The sequence below is a fragment of the Serratia sp. YWN4 genome, from assembly GCF_055790845.1.
Genome location: NZ_CM147696.1, coordinates 5,245,448 through 5,271,747, shown reverse-complemented (window position 1 = coordinate 5,271,747; position 26,300 = coordinate 5,245,448). Strand labels below are relative to the sequence as shown.

14 protein-coding genes and 1 pseudogene are annotated in these 26,300 nt (G+C 57.0%); 14 read left to right on the top strand and 1 reads right to left on the bottom strand.

What is annotated here, in order from left to right; translation table 11 throughout:
* Window positions 1–84 precede the first annotated feature (84 nt).
* From fdrA to ACX9GT_RS24200, 6 genes are all read left to right on the top strand, one after another.
* The gene (gene fdrA / locus ACX9GT_RS24225; protein ID WP_473189070.1) at window positions 85–1,644 is read left to right on the top strand and encodes an acyl-CoA synthetase FdrA; all 1,560 of its coding nucleotides are present in this window, start codon (window positions 85–87) and stop codon (window positions 1,642–1,644) included.
* Complete coding sequence (locus tag ACX9GT_RS24220; protein WP_473189069.1) at window positions 1,641–3,062, top strand: YlbE family protein; 1,422 nt, start codon at window positions 1,641–1,643, stop codon at window positions 3,060–3,062. The genes fdrA and ACX9GT_RS24220 overlap by 4 nt, the downstream gene beginning before the upstream one ends.
* Window positions 3,059–4,018 (top strand): carbamate kinase, encoded by a 960-nt coding sequence (gene arcC, locus ACX9GT_RS24215; RefSeq protein WP_473189068.1) that lies wholly within the window; start codon window positions 3,059–3,061, stop codon window positions 4,016–4,018. The genes ACX9GT_RS24220 and arcC overlap by 4 nt, the downstream gene beginning before the upstream one ends.
* A 19-nt stretch (window positions 4,019–4,037) precedes the next feature.
* Window positions 4,038–4,430 (top strand): allophanate hydrolase-related protein, encoded by a 393-nt coding sequence (locus ACX9GT_RS24210; RefSeq protein WP_473189067.1) that lies wholly within the window; start codon window positions 4,038–4,040, stop codon window positions 4,428–4,430.
* A 42-nt stretch (window positions 4,431–4,472) separates the two neighbouring features.
* Window positions 4,473–5,696: a cytosine permease gene (locus ACX9GT_RS24205; RefSeq protein ID WP_473189066.1), complete on the top strand. Its 1,224-nt coding sequence runs from the start codon at window positions 4,473–4,475 to the stop codon at window positions 5,694–5,696.
* An 84-nt stretch (window positions 5,697–5,780) separates the two neighbouring features.
* On the top strand, window positions 5,781–6,689 hold the full coding sequence (locus ACX9GT_RS24200; RefSeq protein WP_473189065.1) for a LysR substrate-binding domain-containing protein: 909 nt from the start codon (window positions 5,781–5,783) through the stop codon (window positions 6,687–6,689).
* Between the two features lie 7 nt (window positions 6,690–6,696).
* Here the strand turns inward: ACX9GT_RS24200 and ACX9GT_RS24195 are convergent, their stop codons facing one another.
* Window positions 6,697–7,347: a hypothetical protein gene (locus tag ACX9GT_RS24195; protein WP_473189064.1), complete on the bottom strand. Its 651-nt coding sequence runs from the start codon at window positions 7,345–7,347 to the stop codon at window positions 6,697–6,699.
* Window positions 7,348–7,607: 260 nt separating this feature from the next.
* Between ACX9GT_RS24195 and ACX9GT_RS24190 the strand changes: the two genes are divergently transcribed.
* The 8 genes and pseudogenes from ACX9GT_RS24190 (at window position 7,608) to ACX9GT_RS24155 (ending at window position 26,279) form a co-directional block, all read left to right on the top strand.
* Window positions 7,608–9,296 carry a ShlB/FhaC/HecB family hemolysin secretion/activation protein gene (locus tag ACX9GT_RS24190; protein ID WP_473189063.1) on the top strand — a complete coding sequence of 563 codons (1,689 nt, stop codon included), beginning with the start codon at window positions 7,608–7,610 and terminating at the stop codon, window positions 9,294–9,296.
* 22 nt (window positions 9,297–9,318) lie between these two features.
* A complete protein-coding gene (locus tag ACX9GT_RS24185; RefSeq protein ID WP_473189062.1) occupies window positions 9,319–20,865 on the top strand; it encodes a hemagglutinin repeat-containing protein in 11,547 nt (3,848 codons plus the stop codon).
* Window positions 20,866–20,874: 9 nt separating this feature from the next.
* On the top strand, window positions 20,875–21,279 hold the full coding sequence (locus tag ACX9GT_RS24180) for a DUF4279 domain-containing protein (protein ID WP_473189061.1): 405 nt from the start codon (window positions 20,875–20,877) through the stop codon (window positions 21,277–21,279).
* A gap of 168 nt (window positions 21,280–21,447) precedes the next feature.
* Window positions 21,448–21,780 carry an IS66 family insertion sequence element accessory protein TnpA gene (tnpA, locus tag ACX9GT_RS24175; RefSeq protein ID WP_473189060.1) on the top strand — a complete coding sequence of 111 codons (333 nt, stop codon included), beginning with the start codon at window positions 21,448–21,450 and terminating at the stop codon, window positions 21,778–21,780.
* Window positions 21,767–22,147 carry an IS66 family insertion sequence element accessory protein TnpB gene (tnpB, locus tag ACX9GT_RS24170; protein ID WP_473189059.1) on the top strand — a complete coding sequence of 127 codons (381 nt, stop codon included), beginning with the start codon at window positions 21,767–21,769 and terminating at the stop codon, window positions 22,145–22,147. Before tnpA ends, tnpB begins: the two co-directional genes overlap by 14 nt.
* Window positions 22,148–22,189: 42 nt before the next feature.
* On the top strand, window positions 22,190–23,776 hold the full coding sequence (gene tnpC / locus ACX9GT_RS24165) for an IS66 family transposase (protein ID WP_473191545.1): 1,587 nt from the start codon (window positions 22,190–22,192) through the stop codon (window positions 23,774–23,776).
* Between the two features lie 215 nt (window positions 23,777–23,991).
* Window positions 23,992–26,040: pseudogene (locus tag ACX9GT_RS24160) on the top strand (hemagglutinin repeat-containing protein); the annotation flags it as partial.
* A 2-nt stretch (window positions 26,041–26,042) separates the two neighbouring features.
* Window positions 26,043–26,279, top strand: coding sequence for a hypothetical protein (locus ACX9GT_RS24155; RefSeq protein WP_473189058.1), 237 nt, complete (start codon window positions 26,043–26,045; stop codon window positions 26,277–26,279).
* Window positions 26,280–26,300 lie beyond the last annotated feature (21 nt).

The following is a 26,300-nucleotide window of genomic DNA, read 5'->3' as shown; positions in this document are numbered from 1 at the left end:
TCAACATGCTGAAAAGCCCTTTTTCAGCAGGGAACCCTTTTGCCTGCGGTTAACCGGTGGGCAAATCTCGTACAGGTAACCGCTATGAGTGTAATGCATAAAGTTTTTGCCAATCTCTATCAGGATTCTGTATCGCTGATGCAGATTTCGGCGCAAATCAGCCAACTGCCCGGTATTGAACAGGCCTCGGTGGTGATGGGAACCGCCACCAATCTGGCCCAACTGCGCGATGCCGGTTTGGATAACGGCTGCCTGGCTGGGCCGAACGACCTGATCATTGCCGTGCGTGGGGAAGAAACCGCCTGCGTCGCTGCACTGGAACTGGCGCATCAGCGCCTGAACAGCAAACCCGCTGAAAGCAGTGGTGGAGGCGTGCAAGCTCCGCCACTGGTGAGCCTGGAAATGGCCGCCGAGCAACAGCCTGATATCAATCTGGCGCTGATCTCGGTACCGGGGGATTACGCGGCAGCCGAGGCGATTAAAGCCCTGCATCTGGATATGAACGTGATGCTGTTCAGCGATAACGTCAGCCTGGAGCAGGAAAAGCAGATCAAGCTGTTGGCCCAGAGCAAGAACCGCTTGGTGATGGGGCCAGATTGCGGCACCGCGATCATCAACGGCCTGCCGCTGGGATTCGCCAACGTAGTAAAACCCGGTGCGATCGGCATCGTTGGTGCGTCGGGCACTGGCGTACAGGAAGTGACCTGCCGCATCGATCAACTGGGAGCGGGCATTTCTCAGGCCATTGGCACCGGCGGCCACGATTTGCATGAAGAGATCGGCGGCATCTCGATGCTGCACGGCTTGCAGGCGCTGGCTGCCGATCCGGCCACTCAGGTGATTGTACTGATCTCCAAGCCCCCGGCGCGCCCGGTGGCCGAACGTATTCTTGAGCAGGCGCAAGCCTGCGGAAAACCGGTAGTGGTCAACTTCCTGGGTGCTGCGCCGGAAGAGGTGACTCGTCCTGGGATCACTGCGGCAGCCACCTTGGCAGACGCCGCGGGGCTTGCGGTAGCGCTGGCTAACGGCACGCCATTACCGGCCACGATCACCACGATCTCAGCGGAGGATCGGGAAATACTGCAAAACGCCAGCGCTCGTTTGCCCGCCACCCGCCACGCCATTCGTGGCGTGTTTGCCGGTGGCACCTTCTGTTATGAAAGCCAACTGTTGTGCCAGCAGCAAGGGTTCAGCGCGGCATCCAATACGCCGGTTAAGGGCAATACCAAGCTGGCGGATATCTGGCGTAGCCAAGGCCATACGCTGATCGACATGGGCGACGACGATTTCACCCGCGGCAGGCCGCACCCGATGATCGACCCCACCCTGCGCAACCAGCGCGTGGTGGCGGAACTGAACGATGCCGATACCGCCGTGGTGCTGTTTGATCTGGTATTGGGCTATGGCGCGGCCGCTGAACCTGCGACAGAACTGCTCGCCCTGTTGAGCCAAAACCATAACCCATCCAGGCCGTTGCTGATTGCCCATGTCTGCGGCACCGAGGCCGATCCACAACAACGTTCACGCCAGATTGCGGCCCTGCGTCAGGCTGGCGTACTGGTTGCCGGTTGCAACGCTGAAGCGGCCATGTGGGCCAGCCTGATTGCCCGCATTCAGGCAGAGAAAAACGGAGAAAAAGCATGAATCCATTATTCCAGCAGCCACTGAAAGTGGTGAACGCCGGGCTGGCCGGTTTTGCCGATAACCTGAAACAGGCCAACGGCGACGTGGTTGCGCTGAGCTGGCAACCGCCCGCCTTGGGTGATGTGCAGGCTGGGTTGGATCTGGCGGCGCTGATTCGCCATCCGTTGGTGGAGCATGCTAACCAGATTGCTTTCGAACGCTATCTGAGTGCTCAACCGGTGTTGATCGACGTGATGAGCGCCGCAGAAGCCATTCCAGCCATGGCCCAGCGCAAGCTGATCCTGCACTCCGGCCCGCCGATTGCCTGGCAGGATATGTGTGGCCCGGTAAAAGGGGCGATCGTGGGTGCGATCCTGTTTGAAGGCTGGGCCACGGATCATCAGGCCGCCGAACGCCTGATTGCCGAAGGCGTGGTGGAATTGGAGCCTTGCCACCACCATCAGGCGGTCGGCCCGATGGCTGGCATCATCAGCCCATCGATGCCGCTGTGGGTGATTGAAAACAAAACCAACGGCCAGCGCGCGTTCAGCAACTTCAACGAAGGCCTGGGCAAAGTGCTGCGCTTCGGTGCCAACAATGACGAAGTGCTGCAACGCCTGTGCTGGATGCAGCAAGAACTGGCCCCGGCGCTGAAAGCCGCCGTGCGTCAGATTGGCGAACTGGAATTGAAACCGCTGATGGCGCAGGCGCTGCACATGGGCGACGAGGTTCACAACCGTAACGCTGCGGCGACCGGGTTGCTGATCAAGCGCCTGGTGCCTGCGTTGCTGGCCTGCAACCTGCCGCTGATCACGCTGCAAAGCGTGGTGGCGTTTATTACCGGCAACGATCACTTCTTCCTCAACCTGTCGATGGCCGCCTGTAAAGCCATGATGGATGCCGCCGCCGACGTACCCTATAGCTCGATGGTCACCGTGATGGCGCGCAACGGCGTCAATTTCGGTATCCGCCTGTCCGGCACCGGCGATCGCTGGTTCCAGGCTCCGGCCAACGCGGTGGAAGGGCTGTTCTTCCCAGGCTACGGCGTGGAGGATGCGGCGGCCGATCTCGGCGACAGCGCGATCACGGAAACCGCTGGCGTAGGGGGCTTTGCCATGGCGTCATCACCGGCCATCGTCAAGTTTGTCGGCGGTACACCGGCCGATGCCACCAATAACAGCCGCCGTATGCAGGCGATTACCGTCGGTGCTAACCCGGCCTTTACCCTGCCTGCGCTTAACTTTGCGCCGACGGCGGCGGGTATCGATGCGCGTAAAGTGGCCGATCGCCAGATCCTGCCGGTGATCAATACCGGTATCGCCCACAAACAGGCGGGGGTCGGGCAGATTGGCGCAGGCATTACCACCGCGCCAATGCCTTGTTTCGTCGATGCCATTCAGGCGTTGGCTCAGTCACTGCCCGCGGGAGAAACAGCATGAGCAAACCTTTAGCCGTGGTTGCCGTTGGCGGTAACGCGTTGATTCAGAACGATCGGCAAAACAGCATTCCCGATCAGTATCAGGCGGTGATGGAAACCGTTAGGCACGTTGTCGAGATGATCGAAGCCGGTTGGGATCTGGTGCTGACCCACGGTAACGGGCCGCAGGTCGGCTTTATCCTGCGCCGTTCCGAGCTGGCGGCGGAAGAAGTGGCACCGGTGCCGTTGGACTATGCGGTGGGCGATACCCAGGGCGCGATTGGCTACATGTTCCAGAAAGCTCTGCATAACGAACTGCAACGCCAGGGGATCCAGCGGCCGGTAGTGGCGCTGGTAACACAAACCCTGGTCAGCATTGATGATGCGGCATTTCAGCACCCCAGCAAGCCGGTGGGGGCATTCTTCGATCGGCAAACGGCGCTGGATCGCCAGCAGAAACTGGGTTGGACGGTGATGGAAGACGCGGGCCGCGGCTGGCGCCGCACGGTGCCTTCCCCTGAGCCGCTGGAGATCATCGAGCGTGAGGTGATCGGCCAACTGCTGGCCCAGGGCTGCATCGTGATCGCCTGCGGCGGCGGCGGGATCCCGGTGATCCGCGATGAGCATCAGCAACTGCAAGGTGTAGAAGCGGTGATCGACAAAGATCTCGCCTCGGCATTGCTGGCAGAACAGCTCGGTGCGGACCTGCTGATGATCCCAACCGGTGTTGAACAGGTTGCTATCAATTTCGGCACTCCGCAGCAGCAATGGCTGGATACGCTGAGCATTGAACAGGCGCAGGAATTACTGCAACAGGGACAATTTGGTGCTGGCAGCATGCAGCCGAAAGTCGAAGCCATCTTGGGTTTTGTCACCCGCAGTCAGCAGCAGGGCAAGAACGGCCAAGGGCTAATCACCAGTCCGCAAGCCATTAAGGCGGCCCTGAATCACCAGACCGGTACTTGGATTACGTCATAACAATTAAGGAATCAACACGATGAGTCAGACTACTTTGGTGGCCGTAAATGGCACCTTGATGCGCGGCCTGGAGCTGAACGGCAACATGACCGGAGCAGGCGGCGTTTTTGTGCGCGAAGACCAAACCGATGCCCACTATCGGCTGTGGAGTATTAACGATCGCCACCCCGGCATGATCCGGGTGATGGAAGGCGGTGTTTCGGTAGCGCTGGAACTCTGGCAACTGCCGATGGCGTCGTTTGCCACTCTGTTGCTGAGTGAACCTGCCGGGCTGTCGATTGGCAAAGTGAAACTGCTCGACGGCAGCGAAGTGCTGGGCGTGCTGGCGGAACCTTGGCTGGTGGAAGGGCAGAAGGAAATTACCGAGTGCGGCGGCTGGCGGCAGTATACCGGTCACACCTTTACCGAGTGAGTCTGTTGATGTTTTAAAGCATTGGCTCAAAAGGAGTAATTTATGCGTAAAACGGATGAAAGCGTCAGTACCGCATCCGGCTTTCATATTGCGATGATCTTACTGGGGATTGCGGTCACCCCGGTGCTGCTCTCTTCTTCCAGCCTTGGCAACCAGCTCTCTCGTTCAGAGCTGATCACCGTGGTGGGGTTAGGGGGAGTTATTCTGGCGGTGTTGGCCGCCATCACCATCAGCGTGGGTGAAAAAGCCCGTTTGCCGACCTACGGCATTGTGAAATATCCCTTCGGCGAACGCGGCGCGGTGGCCATCAACATCTTGATGGCGATCAGCCTGTTTGGCTGGATTGCGGTGACCGCCAATATGTTCGGCCATTCGGTGCACGATCTGCTGGCGCAGCGTGGCATGGATCTGCCAACGCCGCTGCTGGTGGCTATAGGCTGCTGTATTTTCGTTGCGTCCACCGCCTTCGGCTTTGCCGTGCTGGGCAAAGTGGCGCAGATCGCGGTGCCGATTATCGCGCTGGTACTGTGCTACATCCTGTATGTGGCGACGCACGGCGAGGCAGAACTGGCACAACGCGCTGGCAGTATGGACATTGGCGTGGCGGTGTCTACCGTGGTGGGGACGATCATTGTGCTGGTGGCCACCTTGCCGGACTTTGGCAGCTTCGTGCATAACCGCAAGCATGCGCTGATCGGCGCGTTGATCACCTTTCTCATCGCTTACCCTCTGCTGTATTGGGTGGGAGCCACCCCGAGCGCATTAAGCGGGCAAGGGTCGCTGCTGGCGGCGATGGCGGTATTCGGTTCGGTATTACCGGCGGCGTTGTTGCTGGTGTTTGCCTGCATCACCGGTAACGCCGGTAATATGTTCCAGGGAACGCTGGTGGTATCGACGCTGTTAACCCGCTTCCCGAAATGGCAGATCACTCTGGCGCTGGGCGTGCTGTCGGCGATTGTCGGCAGTATGGATATCATGAGCTGGTTTATTCCGTTCCTGCTGTTCCTGGGGATTGCTACACCGCCGGTGGCCGGTATTTATATCGCCGACTTCTTCCTCTATCGCCGTCAGGGCTATCAGGAGGCGGTGCTGGTGGCGGAACCGCAGATCAAGCTGCTAACCTTTGTGGCCTGGGTTGCGGGCTCGGCGGTGGGTTTTATGACGGTGAAAGGGATGTTTACCCTGACCACCATTCCTTCGGTGGACTCGATCCTGGTGGCCTGCGTGGGTTATGCGCTGTTAAGCCGGATCGGTACGCAAAAATAATACTCAGGTATAATCGGACATAGTGAATATGCTGCCAGCACGTAAGCTGGCAGTCTCCTCTCTAGGCTGCTTCAGGGAATCATTATGTTTATCTCCGACGAAACATTGCGGGTCATCCATCTGGTTGCCAAATACCAGAGCATTACTACCGCCGCCGAGCACCTGAATAAAGTCCCTTCCGCAATCAGCTATACGGTGAAAAAGTTAGAGGAGAGTTTTGGTGTTGAACTCTTCCTGCGTAAAGGCCGCTATATCGAACTCACCCCAGCGGGTGAATACTTTGTCGAACACAGCAAAACCATTCTTAATGATTTGGATGCCTTACAGCGCAATACCGCCCTGATTCACGGCGGTGTGGAGCAGGAACTGACGATCGCGGTGAACAATATTATCCCCCGTTCGGCGATCGTAGAGTTTGTCTGCGACTTTGAAGCGATGTTTCCCTCCACCCGGCTGACCATTGATACCGAAGTGTATAACGGCTGCTGGGATGCGCTGTATGGCAAACGGGCCAACCTGGTGATTGGCGCGCCGCATGTGGTGCCCAGCAGCGAAGGGATTATCAGTGAGTCGATCGGCCACCTGGAGTGGGATTTTGTCGTCGGGCCAGAGCACCCGCTGGCCACCCAGGTGCTGCCATTACAGAACAACGAGCTGCGGCACTATCCGGCGCTGTGCATCCGCGACACCGCAGTCAATTTTGTGCCGCAGCAGGCATGGTTGCTGGAGGGGCAAAAACCGATGTTTGTGCCTGATTTCGCCACCGCCATTGAGCTGATCCAGCGCAATGTGGGCATCGGCTATGTGCCGCACCATCTGGCTTTGCCGCTGTTGAACGGTGGCTCGTTAGTTAAAAAGTCGATGCAGGAACACAAGCATGCTACGCAGATCTTTTTAGCCGCCCGTTCCGATGGCATGGGCAAAGTCAGCCGCTGGTGTATGGATTACCTGCTGGCGCCTGCGTTCCGTGCCCGGTTGCATGGCCAATTGTGAAAGCGGTTTATTCCTGAATTTTGCAGACTAAATCGTACGAATATAATGTTCCATCAGGTGCTCCCTGAATGAGCTCCATATCCTGATCCAAACTGCAAAATAAAGCGGCACTGCTGTGGGCGGCTGAAGCATAGGTAATATCAAACAACAGCGGCGTATGATTTTCGTGCTGCTGGTTTTTCACTGCTTTTTTTATCCACAGCTCCATTTCTAAGGTTATTTTTTGCAGGTCGTCATTTTCTTTGAGCAGATGAATTTCATAGTTTCTGCTCCCCGCCATATTCGCCAGCGCAGTTTTATATTCTTGCTGCAAAGATTCCGGGATCAGCAGTGATAATTTTTCCGCTGCCCGGTAGGTTTGCAAAAATAGGGGCAGATGCTCCAGCAACGGCGAACCCACCACCTGCGGGCAGTAGAGTAGCGGTTTTCTTTTAGCGATCCGGTAAAGGTGTGGTTTTTTGACGTGATGCAAGGTCATTACCGAGGCAAATAACAGTAACAGCGTCGTAAAGATTAAGGGAATAAACCAGATGAGAAAACTGACTAAATCACTGAACGGGTGGGAATAACGCTCAACGTCGTCTGGGCGGAAAAAACGTAATATCATTTTGAATATCAGCCCTTCATTCAGCGCATCGGCGACCCAACCGCTCAGCACGATGGCCGATAAGGCATAACATGACGTTTTAAGGTGCTGTAATAAGACCGAGCGATCCATGAGCTATTTCCTCGTTAATAAACACATTATTCTTATCCTTCCATCAGATACGGTAATAATCAATCCCCGCCGGTGTAGGGTATAACGTGTTTGGCGTCGTGCTGTTCCTCTTCTACTTGCTTGCTTTCTGTTCGATGCAACCGGATAATACCCATAAAAATATAAAGACTATTTGCCATTAATATATTCAGGGATCACCCATGTTGGGATGCAGGACGCGCTCGTGGCGGTACACGACATTAGTAGCGGTAGTGGCATTGGCGGTCGGAGTTTTTCCGGTTACCGCCGCTTTTCTTAGCCCGGCAGATCGCGACACTATCCAACAGCAACAGCGTGATCTGTTGCAGCAAAACCAGCAACAACGCCAGCAACTGCAACGCAGCCTGACTCCCACGCGCCCTGCGTCACCGCCTGCTGCGGCTGACAGTGGCCCCTGTTTCACCATCAATACTGTCCGTCTTGATGGGGCCACTCACCTGCCTGCCAGCGCGCGGCAAACGCTCACGCAATCTTATCTCCAGCGCTGCCTGAATCTGGCGCAGATCCAGACCTTGGTACAACAGGTTTCCGACTGGTATATCGCTCGCGGTTACATCACCAGCCGCGCGTTCCTCACCGAACAGGATCTGTCCCTCGGGGAACTGAAACTGCGGGTGCTGGAAGGCCAACTGGAGAAGATCCAGTTAGATAAACGCGATGACCGGATGCTGAAGATGGCGTTCCCTGCTCTGGTGGGTAATATCCTCAACCTGCGTGATATCGAACAGGGCATGGAGCAGATCAACCGCCTGCGCCAACAGCCGGTACAGATTGAAATCCTGCCCGGCAGCCAGCCGGGTTATTCGGTGGTGAACCTGACCGCTACCCCGGAGTCGCCGGTGATGCTGGGGTTGGGGTTTGATAACAGCGGGCAAAAAAGCACCGGCACCGGGCAGATCAACGGGTCGCTGACCGGCAATAACCTGTTGGGGCTGGCGGATCAGTGGTTTGTTTCAGGAGCACGCAGCAGCGATTTTGCCAACGATCACAACGCCCGCAGCGTGCAGGCGGGTGTCAGCCTGCCTTACGGCTACTGGCTGGCAGATTACAACTATTCCTACAGCGATTACCTTTCAACCATCGACAATCAGGGCTTCGATTGGCGCTCCAGCGGCGACAGCCAGACGCACCGTTTCAACCTGTCACGCGTAGTGTTCCGCAACAGTGAGATAAAAACCGGTCTGGCGCTGGGCCTGACGCACCGCATCAACCGCAACTACCTCAACGACGCCCGGCTGGAAAGCAGCAGCCGCAAGCTCACCAGCGTGTCGCTGGGTGCCACACATAGCCAGAAGCTGTGGGGCGGCTTTGCCACGCTCAACCCGACCTACAGCCGTGGCGTGCCGTGGCTGGGGGCGGAAGACGACAGCGGCAAGAGTAACGATGCGCCAAGGGCGGAGTTCAACAAGACTTCACTCTCCAGCAGCTATTACCTGCCACTGGCCCAGGACTGGACCTACCTCACCAGCGTCTACGGCCAGTGGTCGCCGGACCGCCTGTACGGCAGCGAACGCCTGACTATCGGCGGCGAAAGCTCGGTGCGGGGTTACAAGGAGCAGTATCTGTCCGGGGATAACGGCGGTTATTGGCGTAACGAGGTCAACTGGTCGCCGTTCAGCCTGCCGTACCTCGGCAACATCACCCTGTTGGGCGCGGTGGATGGCGGTTACCTGCGCCACGATTCACAGGATACCTATGCCTCCGGCACGTTGTGGGGCGGCGCGGTGGGGCTCGGCAGCCGCAACCGCTATTTCGGCAGCCAGTTGACCGTCGGTTGGCCGCTGTCGCACCCGAGTTGGCTGGAGCCGGACCGGGTTTCTGTCTATTACCGCATCAATATTGTTCTTTAATTTCCAGGGAAAGGGTTAACACATGAGCCAGTCAACGGATCGTCCTCTTCATGCCACCCAACGTTGGCTGAGCTATACCCTGTGTACTCTTTTGGTGTGGCAACCGGTGTTACCCGCGTTTGCCAACGGCGTGAATGTCGCCGAAGGCAATACCCAACTCGATCAGGCCGCTAACGGCGTGCCGGTAGTCAATATCGCCACGCCCAATCAGGCCGGGATTTCCCACAATAAATACAACGATTTCAACGTGGGAAAAGAGGGGCTGATCCTCAACAACGCCACCGACCGGCTCACTCAGAGCCAGTTGGGTGGCCTGATCCAAAATAACCCCAACCTGCAAGCTGGGAAAGAAGCCCAGGGCATCATCAACGAAGTGGTGGCCCCGAACCGTTCACAACTGCAAGGCTACCTGGAAGTGGCGGGCAAGCAGGCCAACGTGATGGTGGCCAACCCCTACGGCATCACCTGTGATGGCTGCGGCTTTATCAACACCCCGAATGCAACATTAACCACCGGTAAACCGGTGTTGGGTGCCGACGGCAGCTTGCAGGCGCTGGAGGTGACCCAGGGGGCGATCAGCATTCAGGGCAAAGGGCTGGATGCCAGCCAGAGCGACAAGTTCGCGCTGATTGCCCGCGCCACCGACCTCAACGCACAACTGCATGCCAAAGACGCGGCCATCACGTTGGGTGCCAACCGAGTGGATGCGCAAGGCAATGCCACGCCGATTGCCGGTCAGGGCGAGGTGCCGAAAGTGGCCATCGACACCGGTGCGTTGGGCGGGATGTATGCCAACCGAATTCACTTGGTCTCCAGTGAAACCGGCGTCGGCGTCAACCTCGGCAACCTCAATGCCCGTGACGGGGATATCACCCTTGATGCCAGCGGCAAGCTGACGATCAATAACAGCCTGACCAGCGGTACGCTGACGGCAAACGGGCAAAGTATCCGTCTGCTGGGTGATCACAAAGCCGGTCAATCCATCGCGTTGACCAGCCAGGGCGATCTCACCCAACAAGCGGGTACGCTGGTCAGCGACCAGAATATGGTCCTGACCAGCGGCGGTACGTTGCAGATCAGCAACGGCAAGCTGACCGCCGGAAACGATATCAGCCTGCGCACCCGTGACCTGCTTATAGACGCCAACAGCCAGGTTGATGCAGCACGCCATATCGATATGACGCTGTTTAATTCCGGTCTGACCCAAGGGCAAACGATCGCCGGGCAAAACCTCACTCTCAGCGGTGGCGCACTGGCAAACAGCGGCACGCTGGTGGCCAATGGGGCAATACAAAGCACCCTCTCCTCCCTCGGAAACAGCGGCACCGTTCAGAGCTTGGGGAACATGACGCTGAACGGCCAATCACTGACCAACAGCGGCAACATACTGAGCGGTGGGGCCTTGACCCTTTCCAGCCAAACGCTGGATCAGGACGGTATGCTGAGCGCCAAAGGGCAAGCCCATCTTAATGTCAGCGGGATGTTGCGTAATGGCACCACCGGTGAACTGTTGAGCGATAGCAGCCTGAGCGTGACAGCGGGAACGTTACAACAAAACGGCCTGCTCTCTGGCACGAAAGCATTAACCCTCAACGGCGATACGCTGTTCACCGGGGCAGACTCCATCACCACCAGCCAGGGCAACATTACCGTTAACGCAGGGAACGCCACATTAGGCGGAGAATGGAGCGCCGGGGGAGATCTGGCGCTGCGGAGCACTACGCTGACCACACAGTCCGGGGCACAGGTACAAAGCGGAGGCGATCTCACCCTCCAGGCCCAGCAAGCTACGCTGGCAGGCACCCATACCGCCAAAGGGACTTTGACGGTAGCGGCAGATTCCGTGTTACACAGCGGGAAAAGCCATGCGGCAACCCTGGCGCTGAATGCGAAAACCCTCACCAACCAAGGGACCCTGGTCGCCCCCATCTTGACGATAAACAGCCAAACGCTCACCAACAGCGGCCTGTTGCAGGGCAGCCAGACTCTGGATCTGATCGCCCAATTGCTCGACAACCAACAGGGCGGAACCCTGTATACCGCCAATTCGCTGTTGCTGACGGTCCCGACGTTAAAAAACGCGGGGTTGATCACCACCGATCGCGATGTGCAGCTCAAGGGTGAACAACTGAGCAACAGCGGTGAAATCAACGCCGCTAACCTGATGGCGGACTATCAGCGCATTGACAACCAGCAGAGCGGTTTGCTGCTGGCCGAGGATCACCTGTCGTTCACCGCGATGGCGTTCTCCAACGCCGGGCAACTGGCGGCGGATCAACTGGCCCTGACCAGCAACAACCTCACTAATAGCGGAACATTACAGGGCGACAGCGCCCTTTCCATCAAGGCTGATGAGGTGACTCATCGTGGGCGCTTACTCACTGGCGGCACGCTAAGCCTGGCAGCAGAAACCCTGAGTAACGCCGGGATAATGCACGCGGCCATGATGACGCTGTCACTGGCCAAACAGTTCAGCAACCAGAAAAGCGGCACCATCAACGCAGTTGAGTCGTTAACGTTAACCACCCCTCTGTTCAATAATGACGGCCTGCTGTCAGCATCCCACCTGACGCTCGATACCACCACCCTCTTTAACACTGGAACCCTGCAAGGCAGCAACCAGCTTAGTATCGGGAGCGCCTCGCTGGACAACCAGTTGGGTGGCGTTCTGTTCAGTGCCGGGAAATTGGCATTACAAACAGAGACACTGACCAATGCCGGGTTATTGCAGGGTCAGACGCTGGAGCTGTCGACCCAGACGTGGCTCAACAGCGGTAATGCGCTGAGTGAACAAACCGCCGATCTGAACATCGCTCAGGCGTTCACCAATCAGGGGAAAGTGCTCAGCCAGCAAGGGCTGAATGTTTCAGCCAGTATGCTCGATAACTCGGGGTGGCTGGCGGCCAATGTGCTCAGCGTGGTGGGCGATGTCATCAACCAGGGGCTGCTGCAAGGCAGCCAATCCGTGCAACTTTCGGGTACCCATCTTAATAACGGCACCACCGGCCAGATGTTGACAGGGGGCACATTGCGCCTCGACGCTCAACAGTTGGTTAACCAGGGCACCCTGCAAGGCCAACAACTGGCGGTCAACGCCGAGAGCTGGCAGAACAGTGGCAGTGCTCAGGCACAGACGCTGCTGACCGCAGATCTTACCGGCGATCTCACCAACAGCGGTTATTTACTGAGCCAGGATCGGTTTGCCCTCACGGCGGCCAGTATTCTGAATCAGGGTACGCTGGCGGCTGACACACTGACACTGACCGCACCGCAACTGACCAACAGTGGCTTACTTCAGGGCAACAGCCATCTGCAACTGGCTATCCCTACCCTCAGCAACCTCGCCTCCGGGAAACTGATCAGCGGCGGTGCGCTGAATCTGGCCCTCGACCAACTGGATAACGCCGGGTTATTGCAGGTCAATGACGATTTATCGCTTACAGGTCAGCAATTTACCAACCAAGGCAGCATTCTGGCCAATAACCTGAGCCTGAACGTGCGCGGTGCCCTGGTTAACCAGCAAAACGCTCAACTGGTGGCCCGTGAAAACGCCACCTTCCGCAGCCAATCGGTAGACAACGCCGGGGTGCTGGCGGGCAACAGGCTGACGCTCAACAGCGGTAACGTGGCTCACAGTGGCATCATGCAGGGCAATAGCGTGCTGACCCTGATCACCACAGGGCTGAAGGTGCTGGCCGGGGCACAGTTGCTGAGCGGCGGTGAGCTAACGCTCAACAGTGGCGCGGTCACCAACGCCGGGTTCTGGCAGGCGGATACGCTGACGTTTAACGTCGATAGCCTGGATAACACCGGGTCGATCAATGCGATCTCCAACCTGACCGGTGATCTCACCGATACCTTGGAAAACGCCGGGCAGATCGGCAGCCTGAATACGCTGAGCCTCAACGGCACTCACCTGACCAACAGCGGCAAGCTGGTGGCAAACCAGTTGACGCTGGGGGCCAGCACGCTGAGTAACAGTGGATTATGGCAGGGTAACGAATGGCTTGATGCTCAGGGTGATGTGATGACCTTGGGAGGATCAAGCCGTACCTTGGCCGGGGAGCAACTGGCGCTGAATGCCGGGCAACTAACCTCGGAAGGCCTGGTGCAGGGTGGGCAAACCCACATCACCGCGAATAGCTGGCTGAACCGTGGCACCTTGCTGGGAACCGACTCGCTGTCGCTCAAAGTCACCAACGAACTGCTGAACGAAGGTTCACTGCTCAGCCAGGGCGACAGTGAGATACAGGCGCAGACGCTGACCAACAGCGGTGCCGTGCTGAGCGAAGGGCGGTTGTCCCTGGCGGGTGCTCGGTTAGACAACCAGGGGGCCGTACAGGGTAACACCCTGAGCCTGGCCCAGGTTGTGGTGAACAACGCAGGCACGCTGATCGGCCTGCAATCGCTGACGCTCGGCACTCAGGCGCTGACCGCCCCGCTGCTGACGCTGGTGAACAGCCGCCAGGGCTCCATCCTGACGCAGGGCACACTGACGGTGAACGGCGGCACGATCACCAATGACGGGCAGTGGCAGGGGCAGCAGATCCTGTTAAGTGCTCAGCAACTGGAGAACAGTGGCGCGATCCAGAGTGCGGATGCACTGCAAGTGGCCTTGTCTGGGGCGTTGCATGCCGCAGCCAACAGCAAAATCACCGCGAACGGCACGGCGGCGTTACAGGCGCTGTCGTTGGCCAATGCCGGGCAATGGCTGGCAAAAAACCTCACCCTGCACGGCAATACCCTGAATAACCAGGGCGACATCAGCGGCGTTGACGGGTTGACGATCGCCCTGAGCGGCGATTTTATCCAGCAACAGGATCACACCCTGCTGACGGCAGGCACCCTGAAACTGGATGCCGCGTCGGTAACCAACTTTGGCCGTATCCAGGGTAATGACCTGTGGGTGAACAGCGGAGCGCTGAGCAATAGCGGGCGCATACAAGGGGAAAACGGGCTGACGCTGAACCTGTCCGGCACGTTGACCAACCATGCCTCGGGTACGCTGCTCAGCCAGAACGCGCTGACCCTCACCACACCGCAGTGGGTTAACAGTGGCCTGATACAAAGCGGTGGCCAGGCCTCGATCGACGCGGCGACATCTGGGTTCAATGACGGCAAGCTGCTTTCCGGTTCTGACCTCACGCTTAACGGCACACAATTCACCAACAACGGCTGGTTGCAGGCCGCCACGCTGCTGCTGAATGCCAATACGGTCAACAACAGCGGCACCCTGCTGGCAGAACGGCAGGCAACATTGACAGGCGGCAGCCTGAACAACCAGGGCACCGTCCAAGGCAGCAGTCTGGCCGTCAGCACCCAGCAACTGACCAACGGTGGGACGCTGCTCGGCACATCGGGGCTCAGTATCCAAGCCAACCAGGTGGATCAACAGACCACGGGGAAACTGTTCAGCGGTGGCGATTTATGGTTGAACAGCGCCAGTTTTGCACAACAAGGCCAAGTGGTCGCGCTCGGCAACCTGACGCTGCAACTGGTGAATGCCTTTACCAACCAGAATGTGATTGTCGCAGGTCAGGGCTTGAACATCAGCAGCCAGGGGGCGTTGACCAATCAGGGCACATTGCAGGGGCAGAGCGTTAACCTTGCCACCTACGGCATCTTGACCAATAACGGGCAAATCACCGCTGGGAGCGGAGCCAGTACCCTCAGTGGCAGCGCCATCGCCCTGAATGCCTCCGGAACGCTGCAATCAGGGGGAGATGTCACCCTGAACAGCCAGAGCGATATTACCGTTGGAGGCTTTACCGGCACGCTGGGCACACTGACGCTGAATGCGGCGGGCAACCTGGTCAACACCGCCCTGCTGTATGCCGGTCACAACCTGTATCTGCTGGCCAACAGCATCAAAAACCTGCGTGGTGATATTCTGGCGGGCAACAGCCTGTGGATGCAGCGCGACATGGCGGGCAACGCCAACGGCGAAGTGGTGAATAGTTCAGGCACCATCGAGACGCAACAGGGTGATATTACGGTCAATACCGCCAGCTTGCTCAATGAGCGTACCGGATTGACCTACTCAACCCAAACTCTGGATCTGAGTAACACCTACAGTTGGTTAAACAGCGCTTCCGCCGATATCCCTGTTGAGGTCTTGGGGCTGGACACCTTGACGCAGAGGAGCGTCACCTGGTACTCCACCTCGGGCTCCTGTAGCGGTGTTCCCTGCTTCTTGTATGCCAATAAAACCTATTACTACCTGCCCACACCCGGCAACGAAACCCGGCAATTTGCCGTCAGCCAGATCCTGTCACAGGCCTCTGCCGAAGGGGGCAGCGCACGTCTGTCTGCGGGCGGCAACTTAACGGTTCAGGCTAACGCCCTTAACAATCAGGCCAGCGTACTGCTGGCAAACGGCGATATTGTTCTGTCGGGTACCACGCTCAATAACCAGAGTTATCAATCCGGTGCCTACACCGAGTACGCGGTTTTCAACTATATCGACGGTGTCCGTCAGGACGGGAGCCTTCCTGGCAATGCCAGTAGTCACGTCCCTCGTCCTGGCACCAGTAAAACCGAAAATACAGTCCACTATGTTCTGGCGGGCCACACCACAGAAACCACCTCAGATGACAGCTACCGTTCCGTTATCCAGGCGGGCGGTAACGTCACGGCAAACTTCAGTCAGGATATCAGCAACACCAACGCCACGGCCAACGCAGGAAGGGTAAGCAATACCCTCACGGCCCCTGCACTGAATACCCTGAGTCAACAGGCAATCGGCGGTGCCGTAGGGCAACAGACGCTCTCAGCCAGTGACAAGGTGGCCGTCAATTCTCCAGAATGGCAAGACAACCTGCAAAATGCCCTGCAACAGATCGCGGGTGGCAGCGGGTTGGAGAACGCCACGCCAGAGCTCACCGGATTAGGAAAGTACAGTGGCAATGGCCTGGGGAATGCCAATCTGGGGGATGGGGCCAGTTTGCAAAACACCACCACCGGTGGAGCGAACTTGGTCAAGCCCGGCGGCAACGATTTAAGTCAGTATCAGGGCAAAACGGTCGATACCAGTGCCTATCCCCTGCCCTCGGGTGAGAACGGCTATTTTGTCACCTCGACCGATCCCAACAGCCCGTACCTGATCACCACCAACCCGAAACTGAATGGCCTGGGGCAACTGGATCCGAGCCTGTTTGGCGAGCTTTATGCCCTGTTGGGCACCTCTCCCGGCCAGGCTCCGCGTGAAACTGGTGGGCAGTACACGGATGAAAACGCCTTTATCGGTTCGGCCTATTTCCTCGATCGCCTGAATCTCCACCCGGATTACGACTACCGGTTCCTGGGGGATGCGGCCTTTGATACCCGCTACGTCAGCAATTTCCTGCTCAATCAGACCGGGAGTCGCTACCTGAACGGCGTAGGGTCGGATCTGGAACAAATGCACACCCTGATGGACAACGCCGCCAAGGCGCAGCAGTCCCTGGGGCTGAAGTTCGGTATTTCGTTGACGAGCGAGCAGATCGCCGCACTGGACCACAGCATTTTGTGGTGGGAAGCCACCCCCCTCAATGGCCAGACGGTGATGGTGCCGAAGGTCTACCTGTCACCAAAAGACGTGACGCTGAATAACGGCAGCGTGATTTCCGGCAAAAACGTCACGCTCACAGCGGGGAATATGACGAACAGTGGCAGTACCCTGACCGCCCAGAATGCCCTGACGCTCGATAGCCAAAACAGCATCAGCAATCTCAATGCCGGCCTGCTCAATGCGGGCGGCAACCTGCAACTGAGCGCGCTGGGGGATATCAACAATATCGGCTCCACTATCAGTGGCAACCGGGTGGCGTTGGAAAGTGTCGGTGGCAGCATCAATAACCTCACGCTGGCGGAAACCAACAGTTTCAGTGCCAGAGGGCCCAACGGCGAGTTTGTCGGGTTCACTGACACCACACTCGGTAATACCGCCTCCATTACCTCGCTGGATTCACTGAGCCTGAGTGCCGGTAAAGACATTCGCTTGACCGGTGCCAACCTGTCTGCCGGTGGCGATGTGTGGCTGGATGCCTGGGGGGATATCGCCATCACCGCCAATCAGGTGACCCATAGCTATGCCCAGTCAGGTTTTGGCAAGGACAGCACCCTGAATACCGTTACTGACATCGCGCGCAGCACGCTGACCAGCGGCGGTGATTTGACGTTGGATGCGGGCCGGGATGTGACCTTGCAGGCGGCAGCAGTGGCAGCGGATAACAACGTCAGCCTGAATGCCGGACGTGATGTGAATCTCACTACCCAGCAAACCAGCCAGTACAGTGAAAGCAAAAACGGCAAGCGCCAACAGGTGGACGAATCTCTCCGCCAACAGGGTAGCGAGATTGCTAGCGGCGGGAATACCACGCTCCAGGCAGGCCGAGACGCGACCTTGAATGCGGCACAGGTGCAGGCCAGCGGTGACGTGGCGGTGAATGCCGGGCGGGATATCACGCTCAACAGCGCCACCGAGAGCGACTACCACTTCTTTGAAGAGACCAAAACCAAGAAAGGCTTCCTGTCGAAGACCACCACCCATACGGTGCGGGAAGACTACGCGACACAGGAACAAGGGTCGATGCTCAGCGGCAACAACGTGTCGTTGTCGGCGGGTAATGACCTGACGGTGAAAGGTTCCGCGGTGGTGGGTGACGGCAATATTAATTTGAAGGCAGGTAATAACGTCGAGATTGTGGCATCCACCGAAGAGCAATCGAGCTACCGGTTGGATGAGAAGAAAAAGAGCGGTGTGTTCAGCGGCGGAGGACTGGGGTTCACTGTCGGCAGCACCTCGTCACGCCATCAGATGAACGAAGACGGCACCACCCAGAGCCAGAGTGTGAGCACCATCGGTTCGACCGGTGGCGATGTGAACATTGTTGCAGGCGGCAAAGCCCATATCGGCGGTGCCGATGTGATTGCCAACCAGAACTTGTCGGTGACCGGTGACAGCGTACAGATTGACCCAGGTGAAGATATTCACCGCCGAGACGAAACGGTCGAGCAGAAACAAAGCGGACTCACTGTTGCCCTGTCTGGCCCGGTAGGCAGTGCGGTCAACAGTGCGGTTACCACCGCACAACAGGCGAAAAAAGAAACTGACGGGCGCTTGGCTGCCTTGCAAGGGACCAAAGCGGCGCTGTCAGGTGTTCAGGCCGTGCAAGCCGGGCAACGGGTGCAGGCGGAGGGTGGCGATGCGGCGAGTATGGTGGGCGTCAGCGTTTCATTGGGTTCACAGAAATCGTCCTCGCAGCAACATCAGGAACAGAAAACCGTCAATGGTTCGACACTGACGGCAGGCAACAACCTGACGGTCACGGCCACCGGCCAAGGAAACTCGGCAAACAGCGGCGACCTCCTGATTGCCGGTAGCCAGCTCAAAGCCGGTGGTGATACCACGTTGGATGCGCAACGCGATTTGCTGTTGCTCGGTGCAGCTAATACGCAAAAAACCGAAGGCAGTAACAGCAGCAGTGGCGGTAATATTGGCGTCAGCCTTGGCGTAGGGGGCTCAGGTAGTGGCTTGAGTGTGTTTGCCAACGCCAACAAGAGCCAGGGCAATGAGCACGGTGACGGCACCTTCTGGAGCGAAACCCTGGTCGACAGTGGCGGTACGCTGTCGCTGCACAGTGGTCGCGACACGGCACTGGTGGGTGCGCAGGCCAGCGGTGACACGGTGAAGGTGGATGCGGGGCGTAATCTGACGCTGCAAAGCCAGCAGGACAGCGACAACTATGATGCGAAGCAGACCAGCATCAGCGGCGGTGTCAGCGTGGCGGTGGTGGGCGGCGGTGGCTCTGCCAACCTGAGCATGAGCCGTGACAAACTGCACAGCAACTATGACTCGGTGCAGGAGCAGACCGGGGTGTTCGCCGGTAAAGGTGGCTTTGATATCACGGTGGGTGAGCATACGCAGCTTGACGGTGCGGTGATAGCCAGCACGGCAGATGCGGATAAAAACCGGTTGGATACCGGCACGTTGGGCTTTAGCAATATCCATAACCAGGCAGACTTCAAGGCCGAGCATCAGGGCGGTAGCCTGAGTTCTGGTGGCCCGGTGGGCTCTGACCTGCTGAGCAATCTGGGCAGCCTGGCGTTGTCGGGCCTGGGCAATAATGGGCATGCAGAAGGCACAACGCAGGCCGCAGTCAGTGATGGCACCCTTATCATCCGTGACCAGGCCAACCAGAAGCAGGATGTGGCGGAGCTAAGCCGGGATACCGACAATGCTAACGGAAGCATTGGGCCGATCTTTGATAAGGAGAAGGAGCAGAACCGGTTAAGGGAAGCCCAACTGCTGGGCGAAATCGGTGCGCAGGCGATAGACATTGCGGCGACGCAAGGCAAGATCCTGGCGACAAACGCCGGTCGTGCAGAACTGGAAGCGAAAGGCATCAAAGCACCGGGAAGTGATGCGACACCGGAAGAGCGGGCGGCGTATGACAAGTTGCTGACCAGTTCGTCGGCCTACAAAACCGCGCAAGCGGAATGGGGCACCGGCAGCGCGATCCAGCAGGGTATCCAGGCGGCGACGGCGGCGTTACAAGGCTTGGCGGGTGGCAATCTGGCGCAGGCACTCTCTGGCGCTGCTGCGCCGTATCTGGCGGAAATCATCAAACAGACGGCCCCTAATGAAGCCAGCCGGGTGATGGCGCATGCGGTATTAGGCGCAGTAGTGGCGCAGGCCAGTGGTAACAGCGGTCTGGCGGGTGCTGCGGGTGCGGCAACCTCGGCGATGATCGGGGAAAGCCTCAAGAAGTCGCTGTACGGTGATATCCCGGTAAGCCAACTGAGCGAAGAGCAGAAGCAAACGCTGGTCGCGCTGGGTAGCCTGGCGGCGGGTCTGGCTGGCGGGTTGGCCGGAGGTGATACCGCTGGCGCGATGGCGGGAGCACAGGCAGGCAAGAACGAACTGAGCAATAATATGGCGGGTGCTGGCATGTTGTCGCAAATGCTGGCGCAGGAAACGTTGAACGCCGCCGCGATGGCTGAAGCCGGTAAAGGCGGGGCCAATGAGCAGGCAGCGCTGGCCCTGACGAAGAAAGTGAAGGAAGGGTTAGACGCGACGTGTCTGCAAAATGCAAGCTGTGTGCTGATGGCGATAGTTGCGGCGCAGAGCCAAGCAGCCCCGAAAGGCCCTTCTCATACCGGTGGTGATCAGATAGTAGAGTCAGGCCCAAGCAATACGGGCGGAAACCAGTTACCAGAACAGGGTGAAAACCATACAGGTAATAATAATGGTCAGACTGATGTGGGGCCAAATAATACAGGTGGAAATCAAACTGTAGACCCATTGCCAAACAATACGGGTAATACCGAAGCCGCACCTGACTTGCCAAATCATATGACAAGTGATGGTTATGATAATGGGGCAGAAAAGCCATCTAATATAAAAATGGCAGATGATAAGTATTTAAAAAATAATGGCGTAGATGCTCATGCCTTGAAGGAAGATTTTTTGGGTGATGGTAAAAACTCCAATTATGATATCTATATAGATAGAGACTCGGGGCAACTTTGGATCTTTAAGAAAGGTGGCAAGGGTGAAGGTATACCTACAGGCGAGTACATTAAATAGGATATTATTATGGATAAAACAACAGTAATGGCATATTTTTCTATTTATGGTGACTCTTTTGATGTTGATGATGTTACCCGGAAACTATGCCTTCAACCCAGTGAGGTAAAAATCAAGGGATGTATTCCTGATGGTAAGAAAAGACCAAGTATTGAGACTGCTTGGAAATTATCTACGGGTGATGAAGTATCTTATGATATTAATGATCAGTTAGATAAAGTCATTGCATTGCTTGATGGCAAAGAAAGTCAGTTACAATCTATTAAAAGTCAATATGACGTGAGTTTTATTTTTGCACTTGTAGTTAAGATAGAAAATGGTGAAAAACCAGGGATGCACTTTAATACAGAAAAACTAGGTTTTATAAGTAAGGTCGGGGCCGAGATAGATATTGATTTATATATTTATAGTTAAACTTAATATCGATTAGTTATATAAGCTCCCGGCCAATTGGCCAGGAGCTTTGCTTCTAAGCCTTGAAAACCTCCACTTCTCGGTGTACTTCCGGTGAACTCGTATTTTCATAATAATTTCAGCAGGTAAGATCGGCACCATCCTCCACTGACACAAGGGTGTTTACCGATGCAAAAACAACGATGGTTCATTGACCAGAAAAAACAACACGTCGCCAGTTGGCGCGCCAGCGGCCTTACCCGCCGGCAGTATTGTGAGCTCAACGATATTCCTTTTACCTCCTTTCGTGAATGGCCCCAAGATGTCGCAAAAGCTCAACGACGTGCAAGCAAACCTACTGTTTTGCCCGTTCATATCGTCCAATCCGCTCCACCTTCTGAACCCTTTTCATCTGTGGCGAATGAACCCGTTACGCTATTCCTGCCCGGCGGAATACGGATGTGCTGCCATCCTTCACAACTGACCGATGTCTTCAAGGCGCTCAAGCATGCTGACGCCTGAAAATGTCTTTCTCGCCGTGAAACCCGTTGATATGCGGCGCGGGATCGACACGCTTACGCAGTACGTGCAAGATGAACTGCAGGCGTCCTGGCACGAAGGTGCCGCCTTCGTCTTCACCAACAAGGCTCGCTCCCGCATTAAGGTGCTGCGCTGGGATAAGCACGGCGTCTGGTTGTGCGTTCGTCGTCTGCACAAAGGAAACTTCCGCTGGCCCCGGGCAAATGAGGTTGCCTGGTCACTCACGCCCGATGAGTTCAACTGGCTCGTCAGTGGTGTTGACTGGCAGCAGGTGAGAGGCCACGACCTCGAAAAATGGGTCTTCCGTGGCGAGTCTGAATATGGCTCGCAGAACATGATAACCTCATGAAGAATAATGATTATCCATGTCGGGAGTGGTATAATGATCCGCATGGATATCTCCGTTCTCACCACCATCAGTGACATCGAACAGCTTCGCACTCTGGCACTTGCCATGGTGCAAAATGCAATGTCTGAGAATGCAGAAAAAGAAAAACTTCGTCAGCAAAATACCGGGCTTCAACAGCGTATCGAACTCCTGGAAGAAATGCTGAAACTGGCCCGCCAACAGCGCTTCGGGAAAAAAAGTGAGACCCTGGCCGGGATGCAACGCTCCCTGTTCGAAGAGGATATGGATGCCGATATCGCCGCCGTTGAAGCGCAACTGGATACATTGCTTCCCCCAGAAGAAACGCCCCCCGGCAAAAGTCCGGCACGTAAACCGCTTCCGGCACATCTTCCGCGAAAAGAGATCGTTATCGTTCCCGCATCAACGGAAAGCTGCCTTGACCCCGAATGCCCTGGAATGCTGCACCACATCCGCGATGAAGTGAGCGAAAAACTGGAGTACATCCCGGCCCGCATCGTGGTTAACCGGTATGTTCGCCCGCAGTACGGCTGCAACTGCTGCCAGTGTGTGGTCAGCGGTGACATGCCCGCGCACATTATCCCGAAAAGTGTGGCTGAACCGTCACTCATCGCGCAACTGGTGATAAGTAAACACTGTGACCATATGCCGCTGTATCGTCAGCAGTCGGTGCTGGCCCGGTCAGACATCAGTCTGCCCGTCAGCACGATGGCGGATATGGTCGGGCGTGCGGGCACCGTACTGACGCCACTGGCAGAGACGTTGCACCGGATGTTGCTGACACGGGATGTGGTACACGCCGATGAAACGCCCCTGCAACTCCTCGACACGAGAAAAGGGGGCAAATCCCGCGCCGGTTATCTCTGGTGCTACGTCAGTGGTGAACGAAGTGGCCCGCCAGTGGTGTGCTTCGACTGTCAACCCGGCAGAAGCAGCCAATATCCGGCGGGATACCTGAAAGACTGGGCCGGGAGCCTGGTGGTTGACGGGTACCCGGCGTATGAAACGCTGGCAAACCAGCACAACGGGATAATCCTGTCGGGGTGCTGGGCTCATGCCCGCAGAAACTTCGCGGACCTGTATAAAGCGGGTAAAGATCCGCGTGCAGCCACGGCGATAAGACAGATAGCCAGCCTGTACCGGCTGGAAAAGAAGATCCGGCACCGGCCAGTAGAAAAGGTCCGCCAGTGGCGACAGCGTTATGCGCGACCGGCACTGGAAAAACTTTGGCACTGGCTGGAACAGCAGAAAAATGCGTGCCCGGAGAACTCTGCGCTGGGCAAAGCGATCACGTACGCGCTGAAACGTCGGGTTGCCCTCAGTCGCTTCCTGGACGATGGCGGGTTGCCGCTGGACAACAATGTCTGCGAGCGGGCGATCAAACCGGTGGTCATGGGCAGAAAATCATGGTTGTTCGCAGGTTCGGTTGCAGCAGGCGAACGCGCGGCGAAAATCATGAGTCTGCTGGAAACGGCAAAGATGAATGGCCTGGAGCCGCATGCCTGGCTGACGGATGTTTTGCGGCGTCTGCCGGGCTGGCCAGAAGCGCGTCTGGAGGAGTTGTTGCCGCTGCCGGGGTTCACCTTCGCGGGGAGCGACGCCTGCCAGTAATCCCGTGACTTCCCGCACTAAGGACTTGCGGCGCTGACACCGTAAATATCGGGAGCCCGCGTCCCACATGGCTTCAACGGCAGCGACAACGGACTCAGCCCCTGTGCCAAAGCCCCCCAACACCACACTCAGCACTTCACCACCTGACGAACGGCCTCCTGTAAACCAGATGCAGGTCTCATAAACCTGTCAATACGGGTTCACCGGAAGCACACGCCAACGCCAACAAGAGTCAGGGCAATGAGCACGGCGATGGCACGTTCTGGAGCGAAACCCAGGTCGACAGTGGCGGTACGCTGTCGCTGCACAGTGGCCGCGACACGGCCCTGGTGGGCGCTCAGGCCAGCGGTGACACGGTGAAGGTGGATGCAGGGCGTAATCTGACGCTGCAGAGCCAGCAGGACAGCGACAACTATGATGCGAAGCAGACCAGCATCAGTGGTGGTGTCAGCGTGGCGGTGGTGGGCGGCGGTGGCTCTGCCAACCTGAGCATGAGCCGTGACAAACTGCACAGCAACTATGACAGCGTGCAGGAACAGACGGGTATCTACGCGGGTAAAGGTGGCTTTGATATCACGGTGGGTGAGCATACGCAGCTTGACGGTGCAGTGATAGCCAGCACGGCAGATGCGGATAAAAACCGGTTGGATACCGGCACACTGGGCTTTAGCAATATCCATAACCAGGCAGACTTCAAGGCCGAGCATCAGGGCGGTAGCCTGAGTTCTGGTGGCCCGGTGGGCTCTGACCTGCTGAGCAATCTGGGCAGCCTGGCGTTGTCGGGCCTGGGCAATAATGGGCATGCAGAAGGCACAACGCAGGCCGCAGTCAGTGATGGCACCCTTATCATCCGTGACCAGGCCAACCAGAAACAGGATGTGGCGGAGCTAAGCCGGGATACCGACAATGCTAACGGAAGCATTGGGCCGATCTTTGATAAGGAGAAGGAGCAGAACCGGCTGAGGGCGGCGCAACTGCTGGGCGAAATCGGTGCGCAGGCGATAGACATTGCGGCGACGCAAGGCAAGATCCTGGCAACGAATGCCGGTCGTGCAGAACTGGAAGCCAAGGGTATCAAGGCACCGGGGAGCGATGCGACGCCAGAGAAACGTGCCGAGTATGACAAGTTACTGACCAGTTCGTCGGCGTATAAAACCACGCAAGCGCAATGGGGCACCGGCAGCGCGATCCAGCAAGGTATCTAGGCGGCGACGGCAGCGTTGCAGGGCCTGGCCGGTGGCAATATGGCGCAGGCGCTCTCTGGTGCAGCCGCCCCGTATCTGGCGGAGGTCATCAAACAGTATGCCCCGGATGAAGCCAGTCGGGTGATGGCGCACGCGGTATTAGGTGCGGTGGTGGCGCAGGCCAGTGGTAACAGTGCAACGGCTGGGGCGGCGGGTGCAGCAACCTCGGCACTGATCGGGGAAAGCCTGAAGAAATCGCTGTACGGTGATATCCCGGTAAGCCAACTGAGCGAAGAGCAGAAGCAAACGCTGGTTGCGCTGGGTAGCCTGGCGGCGGGTCTGGCTGGCGGGTTGACCGGTGGTGATACTGCTGGCGCGATGGCGGGAGCACAGGCAGGCAAGAACGAACTGAGCAATAATATGGCGGGTGCTGGCATGTTGTCGCAAATGCTGGCGCAGGAAACGTTGAACGCCGCCGCGATGGCCGAAGCCGGTAAAGGCGGAGCCAATGAGCAGGCGGCACTGGCCCTGACCAAGAAAGTGAAGGAAGGGTTAGACGCGGCATGTCTGCAAAATGCAAGCTGTGTGCTGATGGCAATCGTTGCGGCACAGAACCAATCAGACTCGAACGGTAGTCAGAATCCGAATATCGGCAAAGACCTGACGGATGAACAGAAGAAAGAGCTGGGTGGTTCGGGGTCTGGAACGCCGGGTGGTTGGGGACCGGAGGATGAGGAAAATGCGAGGAATAATGCCAATAACTTTGATCGCTTTAAGAAAGATGCTCTAGTCTCTTCAGCTAATGAGCCAATTAATGAACAAGGATTATCTGCTGCCGCAAGGGCTTGGGAAAAACATGCCGGTAGATCCGGTGGTGTTTTTGAACCGTTGAAAGGCAACCCTGTTCAAAAGAATGAGGTTGCTAATCAATTTGTGAATGAAGTGCTGAATAATACAAACACAGTGAAAACAGATCTTTCAAGAGGTGGCGTTGAATACCGCTTACCTGATGGGCGCGGTATCCGTTATAACTCTGATGGTTCTTTCTCTGGATTTTTAGACCCTAAGAGGCCGCAATAATTATGCGTACTGATTTTGATGTTGTCTTTTTTAGTGACTCTCGTTACGAAGAGCTAACAGCGGAGATCTCTTATAAAGATCAAATACTTTGCCAACTCAATAAAGATAGAGGAATAGACAATATTGAAGTGGAATTTTTTGCTGATGCAAGAATGCTTGCTGAGCAAGTAGCAATGAAGTTCCCACTAAATGATTTTTTGTCTGTATTAGAAGAGGCGAAGAAAGATCTTATTGAATAGTAATGTTCCCCGGCCCGTTGG

Coding starts and splice junctions, on each gene's coding strand:
- ACX9GT_RS24200 (WP_473189065.1), top strand. CDS start 5,781: ATGTTTATCTCCGACGAAACATTGCGGGTCATCCATCTGGTTGCCAAA.
- ACX9GT_RS24210 (WP_473189067.1), top strand. CDS start 4,038: ATGAGTCAGACTACTTTGGTGGCCGTAAATGGCACCTTGATGCGCGGC.
- ACX9GT_RS24185 (WP_473189062.1), top strand. CDS start 9,319: ATGAGCCAGTCAACGGATCGTCCTCTTCATGCCACCCAACGTTGGCTG.
- fdrA (WP_473189070.1), top strand. CDS start 85: ATGAGTGTAATGCATAAAGTTTTTGCCAATCTCTATCAGGATTCTGTA.
- tnpC (WP_473191545.1), top strand. CDS start 22,190: ATGGATATCTCCGTTCTCACCACCATCAGTGACATCGAACAGCTTCGC.
- tnpA (WP_473189060.1), top strand. CDS start 21,448: ATGCAAAAACAACGATGGTTCATTGACCAGAAAAAACAACACGTCGCC.
- ACX9GT_RS24220 (WP_473189069.1), top strand. CDS start 1,641: ATGAATCCATTATTCCAGCAGCCACTGAAAGTGGTGAACGCCGGGCTG.
- ACX9GT_RS24205 (WP_473189066.1), top strand. CDS start 4,473: ATGCGTAAAACGGATGAAAGCGTCAGTACCGCATCCGGCTTTCATATT.
- tnpB (WP_473189059.1), top strand. CDS start 21,767: ATGCTGACGCCTGAAAATGTCTTTCTCGCCGTGAAACCCGTTGATATG.
- ACX9GT_RS24190 (WP_473189063.1), top strand. CDS start 7,608: ATGTTGGGATGCAGGACGCGCTCGTGGCGGTACACGACATTAGTAGCG.
- ACX9GT_RS24155 (WP_473189058.1), top strand. CDS start 26,043: ATGCGTACTGATTTTGATGTTGTCTTTTTTAGTGACTCTCGTTACGAA.
- ACX9GT_RS24180 (WP_473189061.1), top strand. CDS start 20,875: ATGGATAAAACAACAGTAATGGCATATTTTTCTATTTATGGTGACTCT.
- arcC (WP_473189068.1), top strand. CDS start 3,059: ATGAGCAAACCTTTAGCCGTGGTTGCCGTTGGCGGTAACGCGTTGATT.